Below are 13910 nucleotides of genomic sequence, written 5' to 3' on the forward strand. Positions count from 1 at the left end.
GGCCCGGCGCGCGAACCGTGACGCGCGCCGCAGCGTCGTATGCCATGGGCACCTAATATCTGTTCATGGCAGAGGGTGGAGCGGTGACACACGTGGAAGCGGGCGGGTCGGCGGCGTACTGGAACCCCGGGAGCCGGATCCTGTGGCGTTACCGGGAGAACGCCGGCGAGCGCTTCCACATCGTGCGCCCCGTGACCGTCGTGCGGGACGACGAGGAGCTGCTCGCCGTGTGGCTGGCCCCGGGGACGGAGTGTGTGAAGCCCGTCCTCGCCGACGGCACGCCCGTGCACGTGGAGCCGCTGGAGTCCCGCTACACCAAGCCCAGGACCGTGCAGCGCGGCCACTGGTTCGGCACCGGTGTGCTGAAGCTGGCCCGGCCCGGTGAGCCGTGGTCGGTGTGGCTGTTCTGGGAGCCGGGCTGGCAGTTCAAGAACTGGTACGTCAACTTGGAGGAACCGCTGGCCAGATGGGCCGGCGGGGTGGACTCCGAGGACCACTTCCTCGACATCTCGGTGAACCCTGACCGGACTTGGGACTGGCGCGACGAGGACGAGTTCGCGCAGGCCCGGCGGGACGGTCTGATGGACGCCCAACTGGCCGCGCGGGTGCGGGAGGCCGGCCGGGCCGCCGTGGAGGTGATCCGCGCCTGGGGCCCGCCGTTCTCGGACGGCTGGCCGCACTGGCGCCCGGATCCGTCCTGGTCCGTACCGTCGCTGCCGGACGACTGGGATCGTACGCCCGCGCACGTGTCCACGTGAGACCCTTGTTGTGCCCCCGTGGTAGAACCGTAGGATCGTCCTCCGCAACGAACAGTCACGGTCGGTGCGCAGCACCGTCGTTGAGGAGTGGTGGTCGGGTGGCGGGCGGGCGCGAGGCGACAACTCCCGGAGCACACGCTGGGCTTGACCGAACGTCACCGAGGGGCGGCAGGACGTGAGCGAGGGGTACGAGGGCCACAGCGGTACGGTCAGGAGACGGCCGGACGGGCTGTTCCCGCCGGTGCCCGACGGTCCCTCTTCTGAGAGGCTGTCTGACCACGCGGTGATTCCGTTCCTGGGGCACGCATTCCGGGTATCGGGATTTCTGCGGGACGAACTGCACGCACGGCGCGCAGCACCGGACGGATGGATTCGACACGCGTGACGGAGCACCCCACCTCCCACGAGCGCCGCCAGCCAAGCGCTGCCCGGCCCACCGCCCCCGCGGACCCCCGCGGGGCGCTTCTGCGTACCCCGGAGCCGCCGGCGCAGGGTTCCACCGGTTTACCCGCACAGGGACGGCCGGCCGAGGCCCCCGCCCCGCCCGGGATCCCGGGTGCGCCCGCTTCCGACGGCCAGTGCCCGACCGGCTCCCCCACACCCCCGGGCTCCCTCGCCGCCGCCACGGGCACGCCCGCCGCGTCCGGGACCCCGGCCGGCAGCCAGGGCCCGCCCGCGCCCTCCGGCGGCCACGGCCCGACCGACGCTCCCACCGGCTCGGGATCCGAGCATTCCCAGCCGTCCGTGACCGAGCCCGACCCGCACCGCCCGCGGCCCGCGCCCGAGACGATCCCGGCCCAGTCGGGTGCCGAGGCGTCCGCGGTCCAGAGCGGCAAGGAGCGGCGTACGGGACAGGGGCCCGCGCCGGGCACTCCCATGCCCATGCGCCGGGACGGCGACCGGCTGCGCTTCGTGGGGGCCGCCACCCGGCGGATCGCCCGCGGCATCGACCTCGACGAGATCGTGATGGGCCTGTGCCGGGCCACCGTGCCGACCTTCTCGGACGCGATCCTCGTCTATCTGCGCGACCCGCTGCCTGTCGGCGACGAACGGCCCACCGGGCCCGTCGTGCTGCGGCTGCGGCGCACCGACCGGATCCCCGAGGACCGGGACACCGAGGGCTTCCTGCTGCCCGCGCTCCAGCCCGAGCCCGACCTCGGGATCACCGCCGAGCTGTGCACCGTACGACCCGGTGGCGCGCTGAACGAGGTGCTGCGCGGGGTGCGGCCCGTCTTCGCGGACGCGCCCGCCGCACGGGCCGCGCTGCCGGAGCTGATCGGCGAGGACCTGACCGTGCCCGGCGGCCAGCGGGCGATCCTCGCCCCGCTGCGCGGGCGCCGCCGTGTGATCGGCGCCGCGCTGTTCCTGCGCCGCCCGGACCGGCCCGCCTTCGAGACGGACGACCTGCTCGTGGCGGCCCAGCTCGCCACGCACAGCGCGCTCGGCATCGACAAAGCCGTGCTGTACGGGCGCGAGGCCTACATCGCGGACGAGCTGCAGCGCACGATGCTGCCCGAGACGCTGCCCCGGCCGACCGGCGTGCGGCTGGCGTCCCGCTATCTGCCGGCCGCGGAGACCGCCCGGGTCGGCGGCGACTGGTACGACGCGATCCCGCTGCCCGGCAGCCGGGTCGCCCTCGTCGTCGGTGACGTCATGGGCCACTCCATGACCTCGGCGGCCATCATGGGCCAGCTGCGGACGACCGCGCAGACCCTCGCCGGGCTCGACCTGCCCCCGCAGGAGGTCCTGCACCATCTGGACGAGCAGGCCCAGCGCCTGGGCACCGACCGCATGGCGACCTGCCTGTACGCGGTGTACGACCCGGTCGCGCACCGCATCACCATCGCCAACGCCGGCCATCCCCCGCCCGTCCTGCTGCACCTGGGCGGCCGGGCCGAGGTCCTGCGCGTACCGCCGGGCGCCCCGATCGGTGTGGGCGGGGTGGACTTCGAGGCGGTCGAGCTGGACGCGCCCGCCGGCGCCACCCTGCTGCTCTACACCGACGGTCTGGTCGAGTCGCGGCTGCGTGACGTGTGGACCGGTATAGAACAGCTGCGCGAGAAGCTCGCCGCCACCGCGCAGCTGACCGGCGCCGACCATCCGCCGCCGCTCGAAGCGCTGTGCGACGAGGTGCTCGACATGCTCGGCCCGGGCGACCGGGACGACGACATCGCACTGCTCGCCGCCCGCTTCGACGGAATCGCGCCCAGCGATGTCGCCTTCTGGCATCTGGACCCCGAGGACGCGGCGCCGGGCCGGGCCCGTCGGCTGGCCCGCAAGGCGCTCTCCCGCTGGGGCCTGGAGGAGCTCACGGACTCCCTGGAGCTGCTCGTCAGCGAGGTCGTGACGAACGCCGTGCGCTACACGACACGGCCGGTCACGCTGCGTCTGCTCCGTACGGACGTGCTGCGCTGCGAGGTCGGTGACGATGTGCCGCAGTTGCCGCGGCTGCGGCAGGCGCGGGCCACGGACGAGGGCGGCCGCGGGCTCTACCTGGTGAACAAGCTGGCCAGGCGGTGGGGCGCGACCCGGCTCAGCACGGGAAAGGTGGTCTGGTTCGAGCTGAACCACGGCTGAGTCGGACCACGGCTGAGTCGGACCTTGGACGAGTCCGGCCACGGCTGAGTCGATCCCTGATCGGGGGGTACCCACGGGAGACGCCCCCCGGCAGGCAGGTGAGACCCGAACCGGTATTGGATCGCGTCCAAATGTTGCCGACATCCCGTCGGCGGAGTTGACTGCTGGGGTGGCCGAAGCGACCTTACGACTCTCTTCTTGACGGGAGGACGCTCGTGACGCAGACACCCCAGAAGGCTCCCTACACCACGAACAACGTCGGAATTCCGGTGGAGAGCGACGAACACTCGCTCACCGTCGGTCCCGACGGCCCGATCCTGCTGCAGGACCACTACCTCATCGAGAAGATGGCCCAGTTCAACCGGGAGCGGGTCCCCGAGCGGGTGGTGCACGCCAAGGGCAGTGGCGCGTACGGATTCTTCGAAGTAACCAATGACGTCAGCCAGTTCACCAAGGCCGACCTGTTCCAGCCCGGGAAGCGCACGGAGATGCTGGCGCGCTTCTCGACCGTCGCCGGTGAGCAGGGCTCGCCCGACACCTGGCGCGACCCGCGCGGTTTCGCGCTCAAGTTCTATACCGAGCACGGCAACTACGACCTGGTGGGCAACAACACGCCGGTCTTCTTCGTCCGTGACACGATCAAGTTCCAGGACTTCATCCGCTCGCAGAAGCGCCACCCGGCGACCGGGCTGCGCAGCAACGACATGCAGTGGGACTTCTGGACGCTCTCGCCCGAGTCGGCACACCAGGTGACCTGGCTGATGGGTGACCGGGGCATCCCGAAGACGTACCGCCACATGAACGGCTACTCGTCCCACACCTACATGTGGATCAACGGTGCCGGTGAGCGGTTCTGGGTGAAGTACCACTTCAAGACCGACCAGGGCATCGACCACCTCACGCAGGACGAGGCCGACGAGCTGGCCGGTTCGGACGCGGACAAGCACCGCCGTGATCTCTACGAGTCGATCGAGTCCGGGAACGCGCCGAGCTGGACGCTCAAGGTCCAGATCATGCCGTTCGAGGACGCGGCGGACTACCGCTTCAACCCGTTCGACCTGACGAAGGTCTGGCCGCACGGCGACTATCCGCTGATCGACGTCGGCCGGATGACCCTCGACAGGAACCCCGAGGACTACTTCATCCACATCGAGCAGGCCGCCTTCGAGCCGTCCAACCTGGTGCCGGGCATCGGCCCCTCGCCGGACAAGATGCTGCTGGGCCGGCTCTTCTCGTACCCGGACACCCATCGGTACCGGATCGGCCCCAACTACGCGCAGCTGCCGCCCAACCGGCCGCACGCACCGGTCAACTCGTACGCCAAGGACGGCCCCATGCGGTACGAGGCGTCCAACGCGGCCCGTCCGTACGCGCCCAATTCCTACGGCGGGCCCGCCGCCGACTACGGGCAGTTCGGCGACCCGGCGAGCTGGCAGACCGCCGGGGAGCTGGTGCGCGAGGCGTACAAGCTGCACCGGGAGGACGACGACTGGGGGCAGGCCGGGACGATGGTCCGGCAGGTCCTCGACGACGGCGCCCGGGACCGGCTCGTGTCGAACGTCAGCGGGCATCTGCTGGCCGATGTGTCCCGGCCCGTGCTGGAGCGGGCGCTGCAGTACTGGCGGAACATCGACAAGGAGATCGGTGACCGGATCGCCCACTCGGTCAACGGGGACTGAGGCCGTTTCTGCGAGCCGTTTTCTGTGATGCCGGTGGGGAACTGCGGGCCGTTTGTGGCTGGTCGCGCAGTTCCCCGCGCCCCTTATGGGGGGCGCGTCTTCCCAGTAATTGCCGGCTACGGATCCGACTGTGGGTCGTCCGGGTCCGTTGGTAGTTCTATGCCGTCCGGTGGCGACGGTGCGCTGGTGGTCGGCGTCGGAGGATCTTCGCTCTCGGTCGGCGTCTCCTCGGGACTGCTCTCCACCGGCGGACTGGTCGTCGGCGGCTTCGTCGTCGGGTCCTCGGTGCTCGGCTCGTCGGACGGTGTCGCCGGCGGCTGAGTGGTCGTCGGCGTGATCGTCGGCTGGACGGCCGCGCCCTGGTCGGTGTCAAGGTCGAACTTGGAGACGCCGCCCATCGCGCCGAAGGTGTACGTCGCCCATATCTGGGCCGGGAAGCCACCGCCGTTGACCCGGCCGCCGCCTGCCGCGCCCTGCAGTGTGACCTGGCTGAACGCCTTGACCTTCACCGGCTTGTCCTTGCCGCAGCGGGTGGTGCCCGCCTTGGCCGCCTCGCCGAAGACGCCCACCGAGGTGACGAGCTTGGGCGTGTAGCCGGTGAACCAGGCCGACTTGTTGCAGTCGGAGGTACCGGTCTTGCCCGCGACCTGCTGGCCGTCGCGGGCCGGGTTGTCGCGTACGGACGTCTTGGCCGTACCGTCGTCGACCACGCCGGTCAGCACCGAGGTGACCGTGTCGGCGGCCTCGCGGCTGATGACCTGGTCGCCGACCGGGTCCGGGAACTTGACGACGCGGTCCTTGTGCTCGACGGACTTCACGAGGGCCGGGGTGACCTTCTTGCCGTGGTTGTCGAGCGTCGCGTAGACGCCGGCCATCTCCAGCGGGCTCGCGCCCATCGTGCCGAGGGTCTGGGCGGGCACCGACCTGGCGCCCTCGACGTCCATGCCGAGGTCGCCCGCGGTCTTCATGACCTGGTCCATGCCGACGTCGACGCCCAGCTGGGCGAAGACGGAGTTGATGGACTTGTTCATCGCGGTCTGGACGGTGACGTCTCCGTAGTCGACGTCGTCCTCGTTCGGCGGGGCGAAGCCGACCTTCTTGCCGTCGTCGACGACCGGCCGCTTGCTGGTGCCGTCGTAGATCGTCTTCGCCGTGACCGGCGTGCCGTCCTGCGTCTCGGCGTCCTTGTCGACGGCCGCGGCCAGGATCAGCGGCTTGAAGGTGGAGGCGGGCTGGTAGTCGCGGCGCGTCGCGTTGTTCGTGTAGTGCTTCACATAGTCCACGCCGCCGTACATCGCGACGACCCTGCCGGTCTTCGGGTCGACGGAGGCGGCACCGGCCTGGACGTCGGCGTCGATGTCCCGCTTCTCGGCGTCCAGCTTGCCGGTCAGCTGGCTCTTGACGGACTTCTCCAGCTGGGCCTGCTTCTTCTTGTCGATGTTCAGGGTGATGGTCCAGCCGCCGGCCTTGACCATGGTCTCGGCCTCGTCCATGTCTGCGGCCGTGCCCTGCGAGACGAGCTGCTTCTTCAGCGCGGTGTCGGCGGCCTCCACCAGGTAGCCGGCCTGGCCCTGCAGACCGGGCGCGCCCTTGGGGTCCTTCGGCACCGGGAACTTCATGCCGTCGCGCTTGGCGGAGCTGAGCCAGCCCTCCTCGACCATGTTGTCCAGGACGTAGTTCCAGCGGGCGGTGACCAGCTTCTTGCTGGTGGGGCTAGCGACCGCCCAGTCGTACTGGCTCGGCGCCTGGAGCAGCGCGGCGAGGTACGCGCCCTGCGCGACGTTGAGCTCGTCCGCGTCGACGCGGTAGTAGGCCTGCGCGGCGGCCTGGATGCCCCACGCGTTGCGGCCGTAGTAGCTGGTGTTGATATAGCCCGCGAGGATGTCGTCCTTGGACTCCTGGCGGTCCACCTTCAGGGAGATGACCAGTTCCTTCAGCTTGCGCGTGACGGTCTGGTCCTGTGTCAGGTAGTAGTTCTTGACGTACTGCTGGGTGATCGTCGAGCCACCCTGCTTGCCCTTGCCGGAGAGGGTGTTGAGCAGACCGCGGGCGGTGCCCTTGAAGTCGACGCCGGCGTCCTCGTAGAAGGACTTGTTCTCGGCGGCGACGAAGGTCATCCGGACGTCCTTGGAGACCTGGTCCAGGTCGACGAGCTCGCGGTTGACGTCGCCGTCGCGGGCGAGCGTGTCGCCGTTGCTGTACTTGTAGATGTTGCTCTGCTGGACCGCGGCGGCGTTGCCCTTGGGAACGTCGATCATCAGGTACAGAGCGACAAAGGCCGCCATCCCGAGGAGACAGAGGCCGAAGAACGTACCGAGGAGCTTCTTCCAGGTGAAGAGGCGACGTATGCCACTCTTCGCACCGGCCTTGGCACCGGCCGTGGCACCACCCTTGGCGCCGGCTCTGGACGAGCGCTTCGGCGCGGCGCGGTGTCCACCGCCGCGCTGCCGCGCTCGTCTTTCTTCCGCTCGTCCCATGGGTCCGATCCGCTCCGCTTCCGTCTCTCGTGTCTCACAGGTTCACCGGTCAGGTCAGCTCAGCAAACTAACACCGCGCGTGGGGACATAGGACGGTCGATCCCGTCTTTTGCGGACGTGACAATCAGCACCTGTCCCCACCTGTCCCTATGGAACCGACGATTCGGATGCGTAGAAGGTTGCTGTGCGGGGTAAAGTGATATCACTTAGCTAGAACGAAGCTAGACGCTCGCAAAACGAGCCACAGCACCGCAAATCGCCGTACCACGAAACGGGGGATCACCCATGTCCACGCACGACACTCCACACATCGCCGACGTACCCGAGATGCCCGCACCGCGCGTCCGGGAGTCCGTCGCGCACAGCATCGGCGGCGGGCTCGCGCTGCTGCTCGGCCTCGTCGGGCTGCTGGCCGGCGCCGGAATGGTCGTCAGCGCCACCGCGGTGGGCTCCACCGGCGGCAAGGCCGTGCTGATCGTGCTCGGCATCCTGATCGGTCTGGCGGCCTTCATCGCCATGTGCGGTCTGAACATGGTGGCGCCGGGCGAGGCCCGCGTCGTCCAGCTCTTCGGCCGCTACCGGGGCACGATCCGCGAGGACGGCCTGCGCTGGGTGAACCCGCTGACGTCCCGTACGAAGATCTCGACGCGGGTACGCAACCACGAGACGGCCGTCCTCAAGGTCAACGACGCCTACGGCAACCCGATCGAGCTCGCCGCGGTCGTGGTCTGGAAGGTCGAGGACACCGCGCAGGCGAGCTTCGAGGTGGACGACTTCCTGGAGTTCGTCGCCACCCAGACCGAGGCGGCGGTGCGGCACATCGCCATCGAGTACCCGTACGACGCCCATGACGAGGACGGTCTGTCGCTGCGCGGCAACGCGGAGGAGATCACCGAGAAGCTCGCCGTCGAACTCCACGCGCGCGTGGAGGCCGCGGGTGTGCAGATCATCGAGTCCCGCTTCACGCATCTCGCATACGCTCCCGAGATCGCCTCGGCGATGCTCCAGCGGCAGCAGGCGGGTGCGGTCGTCGCCGCGCGGCGGCAGATCGTGGACGGTGCGGTCGGCATGGTCGAGGACGCGCTCGCCCGGATCACCGAGCGGGACATCGTCGAGCTGGACTCCGAACGGAAGGCGGCGATGGTGTCGAACCTGCTGGTGGTCCTGTGCGGCGACCGCGCCCCGCAGCCCGTCCTCAACACGGGGTCCCTCTACCAGTGACCTCACCTTCCGAGGGGGCTTCCCCCCAGCGGCGGCCGCAGCAGCAGCGCAAGCAGGTGCTGTTGCGGCTGGATCCGCTCGTGTACGAGGCGCTGGCACGCTGGGCCGGCGACGAGCTGCGCTCCGCCAACGCGCAGATCGAGTTCCTGCTCCGGAGGGCTCTGGCGGAGACGGGGCGCCTGCCGGGCGGGGCTGGGCCGATACCTCGCCGGGGGCGGCCTCCCGCTTCCGGGGAGGCGGAGGAGTAAGTACGGCTTGGGGGCAGCGGGTTCGTTTTTGGCTGCGGGCCGTCGTGGGTTGCTCGCGCAGTTCCCCGCGCCCCTAGGTCTTCAGGGGCGCGGGGAACTGCGCAGTCTTTCGGGGGTTCGGGGGCGAAGCCCCTGAGTAAGGGACGATGGGGGTCCCCCCGCTCGAGCGAAGCCGAGAGTGGGGGAGGGTAGGGGCGGCGGGGGCGAGAAAAAGACGCCGCCACCCCAGTAGCAGAACCGTGACAATCAAGCCTGACCTGCGGACCCGTACGCCTCGAACGCGGCTATCCACGGTGCGTATACACGCGGTGTATACGCCCTGTGTACAGTGCTCCGCATGTCCATCGGTCACACGCTCCTAGGACTCCTGGAGTCCGGGCCCCGCCACGGTTACGACCTGAAGCGGGCCTTCGACGAAAAGTTCGGTCACGACCGGCCGCTCCACTACGGCCAGGTCTATTCGACGATGTCACGGCTGCTGAAGAACGGCCTCGTGGAGGTCGACGGGATAGAGGCGGGCGACGGCCCCGAGCGCAAGCGGTACGCGATCACCGAGGCGGGCGTCACCGACGTCCAGCGGTGGCTCGCCACACCGGAGAAGCCGGAGCCGTACCTCCAGTCGACCCTCTACACGAAGGTCGTCCTCGCACTCCTGACGCACCGCGACGCGTCCGGGATCCTCGACACCCAGCGCGCGGAGCACCTGCGCATGATGCGGATGCTCACCGACCGCAAGCGCAAGGGCGATCTCGCCGACCAGCTGATCTGTGACCACGCACTTTTCCATCTCGAAGCCGACCTGCGCTGGCTGGAACTCACCGCCGCGCGCCTCGGCAAGCTCGCAGAGGCGGTGACTCGATGACCCCCGCAGGCTCCCTGCTCGTGGCCCACGACCTGCGCAAGGCGTACGGCCCCACCAACGCCCTCGACGGCGCCGGGTTCTCCATCCACCCGGGCGAGGTCGTCGCCGTGATGGGCCCCTCGGGCTCCGGCAAGTCGACCCTCCTGCACTGCCTCGCCGGCATCGTGACGCCCGACTCGGGCTCGATCATGTACGGCGGCCAGGAGATGGCGACGATGAACGACGCCCAGCGAAGCGCGCTGCGCCGCTCCCAGTTCGGCTTCGTCTTCCAGTTCGGCCAGCTCGTACCGGAGCTGACCTGCGTCGAGAACGTGGCGCTCCCGCTCCGGCTGAACGGCTCCTCCCGCAAGGAGGCCGAGCGCGCCGCCCTGGCCCGGATGGAACAGCTGGAGGTCGACGACCTGAAGGCCAAGCGGCCCGGCGAGGTCTCCGGCGGCCAGGGCCAGCGCGTCGCTGTCGCCCGCGCACTGGTCACCGACCCGCGCGTGCTCTTCGCCGACGAGCCCACCGGCGCCCTCGACTCACTCAACGGCGAGCGCGTGATGGAACTCCTCACCGAAGCCGCCCGCTCCGCCAACGCCGCCGTCGTCCTCGTCACCCACGAGGCCCGCGTCGCCGCCTACTCGGACCGCGAGATCGTCGTACGCGACGGCAAGTCCCGGGACATGGAGCGCGTCGTATGAATGCACGCCAATGGTCGAAAGACCTGGCCATGGGCGCCAAGTTCGCGTTCACCGGGGGCCGCGAGGGCTGGGTTCGCGTCCTGCTCACGGGCATTGGAGTCGGTCTCGGCGTGGCGCTGCTGCTGCTCACCACCGCGATACCGAACGCGATGCAGGCACGGTCCGACCGCGAGCACGCGCGTATGGACGTCACGATCGGCGTGGAGGAGCCGCCCAAGGCCGACAACACGGTGCTCGTCGCGGACGTCGGCACCGAGTTCCGCGGCCGGGACGTCCGGGGCCGCCAGCTGCAACCGGAGGGCCTGCGGGCGCCGCTGCCTCCGGGGTTGAAGAAGTTCCCCGCGCCGGGCGAGATGGTCGTGTCGCCCGCGCTCAAGGAACTGCTGAAGTCCAAGGACTCCAAGCTGCTCCGCGAGCGGCTGCCGGACCGGATCACCGGCACGATCAGTGAAGCGGGCCTCATCGGTTCGGCCGAACTCGCCTTCTACGCGGGCGGCGAGAACCTGGCCCGGTACGGCGACGGCCCCGGCATCACGCGCATCAACACGTTCCAGGGAGAGAAGGCGCCCTCGGAGGAGCTGGACCCGGTCCTGCTGCTGCTCGTCCTCACGGTCTTCGTGGTGCTGCTGATGCCGGTCGGCGTCTTCATCGCCGCGGCCGTACGCTTCGGCGGCGAGCGGCGTGACCGCAGGCTCGCGGCGCTGCGACTGGTCGGCGCCGACAGCCGGATGACCCGCCGGATCGCCGCGGGCGAGGCCCTCTCCGGCGCGGTGCTCGGGCTGCTCTTCGGTACCGGCTTCTTCCTGGTCGGTCGTCAGATCGCGGGCTCCGTCGAGGTCTTCGGCTTCAGCGTCTTCCCGAGCTACCTCAACCCGACGCCCGTACTCGCCGTCCTGATCGCCGTCGCGGTCCCGGCGGCCGCGGTCGCGGTGACGCTGCTCGCCCTGCGCGGTGTGGTCATCGAGCCGCTCGGCGTGGTGCGCACGGCCAGGCCCGCGCGGCGCCGTCTGTGGTGGCGGCTGCTGCTGCCGCTGGGCGGTATCGGGCTGCTCGTCCCGATGGTCGGGAAGGGCACCGAGAACGGGAACTTCAACGAGTACATGGTGACCGGTGGCGTCATCCTGCTCCTCGTCGGCATCACCGCGCTGCTGCCGTGGATCGTGGAGGCCGTCGTGGCCCGGCTGAACTCGGGCTCGGTCTCCTGGCAACTGGCGGTCCGCAGGCTCCAGTTGAGCAGCGGTACGGCGGCCCGCATGGTGAATGGCATCGCGGTGGCGGTGGCCGGCGCGATCGCCCTGCAGATGCTGTTCGCCGGAGTCCAGAGCGACTACACGGAGTCCACCGGCAACGACCTCTCACGCGCACAGATGCAGATGTCCGTACCGAGGACCGCCCCGCTCGCCGAGGCCCGGCAGGCCCTCGTCGAGACCCGCGGTGTGCGCGAGGCGATGGCGCTCTCCGACGGCTGGCTGGGCGCGGGCAGGACGGACCCCGAGAAGGCCGCGGGGCTGACCGTCGGCGACTGCGCCGCCCTGCGCGAGGTGGCGAAGCTGCCGTCGTGCCGCGAGGGTGACGTCTTCGCCGTGCACGGCGCCGAGTACGACACAGACACGCCGAAGCTCGCCGCAGCCGGCCAGAAGCTCTACATCGACCCCTCCTACAGCGACTCCGAGAAGGGCAAGGAGGTCGCCTGGACGGTGCCGCGGGACATCAAGAAGGCCACCCCGGGCAATGACCCGAAGGGCTGGGAGAGGGGCGGTTTCCTGTTCACCCCGAGCGCGCTGCCCACCGCGGCGGCCCCGACCCTCGACGGGCAGATCTACCTTCAGCTCGACATGGCGGTCCCGGACGTGCAGGAACTCGTACGCAACGCCGCGGCGAAGGTTGACCCGCTCGCGGACCCCTGGTCGTACTCGGCGAGCGAGCGCTCCGACACCTTCGCCTCCATCCGTACCGGCCTGTTCGTCGGCGCGGCCTGTGTTCTCGCGCTGATCGGGGCGAGCCTGCTCGTCTCACAGCTGGAGCAGCTGCGCGAGCGCAAGAAGCTCCTGTCGGTCCTCGTCGCCTTCGGCACCCGGCGCCGCACACTGAGCCTGTCGGTGCTGTGGCAGACCGCGATCCCGGTCGCCCTCGGCCTGGTCCTCGCCTCGGTGGTGGGCCTCACCCTGGGCGCGGTCCTGCTGAAGATGACGGACACCAAGGTCACCGTGGACTGGCTGAGCGTCCTGGCCATGACGGGCATCGGCGCGGCGGTCGTCCTCGCGGTGACGGCCCTCAGCGTGCCGCCACTGCTGCGGCTGATGCGCCCGGACGGGCTGCGCACGGAGTAGCGCGCCTCAGGAGGCCGCGCAGGGAGTTGGCGCGCCTCAGGGGCGCGGGGCCGTTGCCGGTACGGGTCGTGTGACCCGTACCGGCAACGGCTGCGGCGCGCCCCACAACTATTGGCCGAATCAAATCATTTGTCCCGACCCAGCCGATTTCAGCGATCAGTTACTCCATGGCAGTCTTGGCGGCGTCCAACTCACACGGAAGGCCGCGAAACGACCTTTTCCGTCGCCCAAGAGGAGACAAATGCTCACCGTAGGTGACCGTCTGCCCGACTTCGAACTGACCGCCTGCGTCTGGGGCGGGGACACCCTTGACCCCGTCAAGCTGCCGGCCGGTGAGTGAGCGATGTCGCTCGACGCGCTGAAGTCCGCGATTCCGGACTACGCCACGCACCTTCGGCTGAACCTCGGTTCGGTGATCGGCAACTCCGTGCTTCCGCAGCAGCAGTTGTGGGGGACGGTGCTCGCCTGCGCCATCGCCTCGCGGTCCCCCCGTGTGCTGCGCGAGCTGGAGGAGGAGGCCAATGCGAAGCTCTCTCCTGAGGCGTACACGGCTGCCAAGTCCGCCGCCGCGGTCATGGCGATGAACAACGTCTTCTACCGCACGCGGCATCTGCTGTCCGATCCGGAGTACGGGAACCTGCGGGCCGGTCTGCGGATGAACGTGATCGGCGACCCCGGTGTGGAGAAGGTCGACTTCGAACTGTGGTCGCTCGCCGTCTCCGCGATCAATGGGTGTGGGCAGTGTCTTGACTCCCATGAGCGGGTGCTCCGCAAGGCCGGTGTCGACCGGGAGACCGTCCAGGAAGCGTTCAAGATCGCCTCGGTCGTCCAGGCGGTGGGCGTCACCCTCGACGCGGAGGCGATCCTGGCGGAGTAGCTCCGCCGGTTTGCCCCCCCCTCGTGGCCCCGTTCACCTTCGCGGTTGGCGGGGCTTCGGACTGTCTTCGCCCCCGCCGCCCCTACCCATTCCCGTCACTACTCGGGGGCTCCGCCCCCGAACCCCCGTTGCGCAGTTCCCCGCGCCCCTAGGTCTTTGGGTCTTTAGGGGCGCGGGGAACTGCGCAGTCTTTTAGGG

10 protein-coding genes are annotated in these 13910 nt (G+C 69.7%); 9 read left to right on the forward strand and 1 reads right to left on the reverse strand.

Features of this window, described 5'->3' with window-relative positions; genetic code table 11:
• The first annotated feature begins 65 nt into the window (after positions 1-65).
• The 3 genes from ACFWXQ_RS42290 to ACFWXQ_RS42300 all read left to right on the forward strand — a co-directional run bounded on the left by ACFWXQ_RS42290 (position 66) and on the right by ACFWXQ_RS42300 (position 5014).
• Complete coding sequence (locus ACFWXQ_RS42290; RefSeq protein WP_383954473.1) at positions 66-758, forward strand: DUF402 domain-containing protein; 693 nt, start codon at positions 66-68, stop codon at positions 756-758.
• Between the two features lie 366 nt (positions 759-1124).
• Positions 1125-3335, forward strand: coding sequence for a SpoIIE family protein phosphatase (locus tag ACFWXQ_RS42295; RefSeq protein ID WP_383954475.1), 2211 nt, complete (start codon positions 1125-1127; stop codon positions 3333-3335).
• A 215-nt stretch (positions 3336-3550) separates the two neighbouring features.
• Entirely contained in the window at positions 3551-5014 is a 1464-nt protein-coding gene (locus ACFWXQ_RS42300) for a catalase (RefSeq protein WP_383954477.1), read from the forward strand.
• A 116-nt stretch (positions 5015-5130) separates the two neighbouring features.
• On the opposite strand, the gene ACFWXQ_RS42305 is transcribed toward ACFWXQ_RS42300, so the two are convergent.
• Positions 5131-7491: a transglycosylase domain-containing protein gene (locus ACFWXQ_RS42305; protein ID WP_383954478.1), complete on the reverse strand. Its 2361-nt coding sequence runs from the start codon at positions 7489-7491 to the stop codon at positions 5131-5133.
• 285 nt (positions 7492-7776) lie between these two features.
• Between ACFWXQ_RS42305 and ACFWXQ_RS42310 the strand changes: the two genes are divergently transcribed.
• From ACFWXQ_RS42310 to ACFWXQ_RS42335, 6 genes are all read left to right on the forward strand, one after another.
• Complete coding sequence (locus ACFWXQ_RS42310) at positions 7777-8712, forward strand: SPFH domain-containing protein (protein WP_383954480.1); 936 nt, start codon at positions 7777-7779, stop codon at positions 8710-8712.
• A complete protein-coding gene (locus ACFWXQ_RS42315; protein WP_383954482.1) occupies positions 8709-8960 on the forward strand; it encodes a hypothetical protein in 252 nt (83 codons plus the stop codon). The genes ACFWXQ_RS42310 and ACFWXQ_RS42315 overlap by 4 nt, the downstream gene beginning before the upstream one ends.
• A 337-nt stretch (positions 8961-9297) precedes the next feature.
• On the forward strand, positions 9298-9822 hold the full coding sequence (locus tag ACFWXQ_RS42320) for a PadR family transcriptional regulator (protein WP_143636691.1): 525 nt from the start codon (positions 9298-9300) through the stop codon (positions 9820-9822).
• Positions 9819-10505, forward strand: coding sequence for an ABC transporter ATP-binding protein (locus ACFWXQ_RS42325; protein WP_362088310.1), 687 nt, complete (start codon positions 9819-9821; stop codon positions 10503-10505). Before ACFWXQ_RS42320 ends, ACFWXQ_RS42325 begins: the two co-directional genes overlap by 4 nt.
• Positions 10502-12835 (forward strand): ABC transporter permease, encoded by a 2334-nt coding sequence (locus ACFWXQ_RS42330; RefSeq protein WP_383956905.1) that lies wholly within the window; start codon positions 10502-10504, stop codon positions 12833-12835. Before ACFWXQ_RS42325 ends, ACFWXQ_RS42330 begins: the two co-directional genes overlap by 4 nt.
• Positions 12836-13178: 343 nt before the next feature.
• A complete protein-coding gene (locus ACFWXQ_RS42335; RefSeq protein WP_383957496.1) occupies positions 13179-13712 on the forward strand; it encodes an alkyl hydroperoxide reductase in 534 nt (177 codons plus the stop codon).
• The last annotated feature ends 198 nt before the right edge of the window (positions 13713-13910 follow it).

This window comes from Streptomyces sp. NPDC058697 (assembly GCF_042715345.1).
Taxonomy (GTDB): Bacteria; Actinomycetota; Actinomycetes; order Streptomycetales; family Streptomycetaceae; genus Streptomyces; species Streptomyces liliifuscus.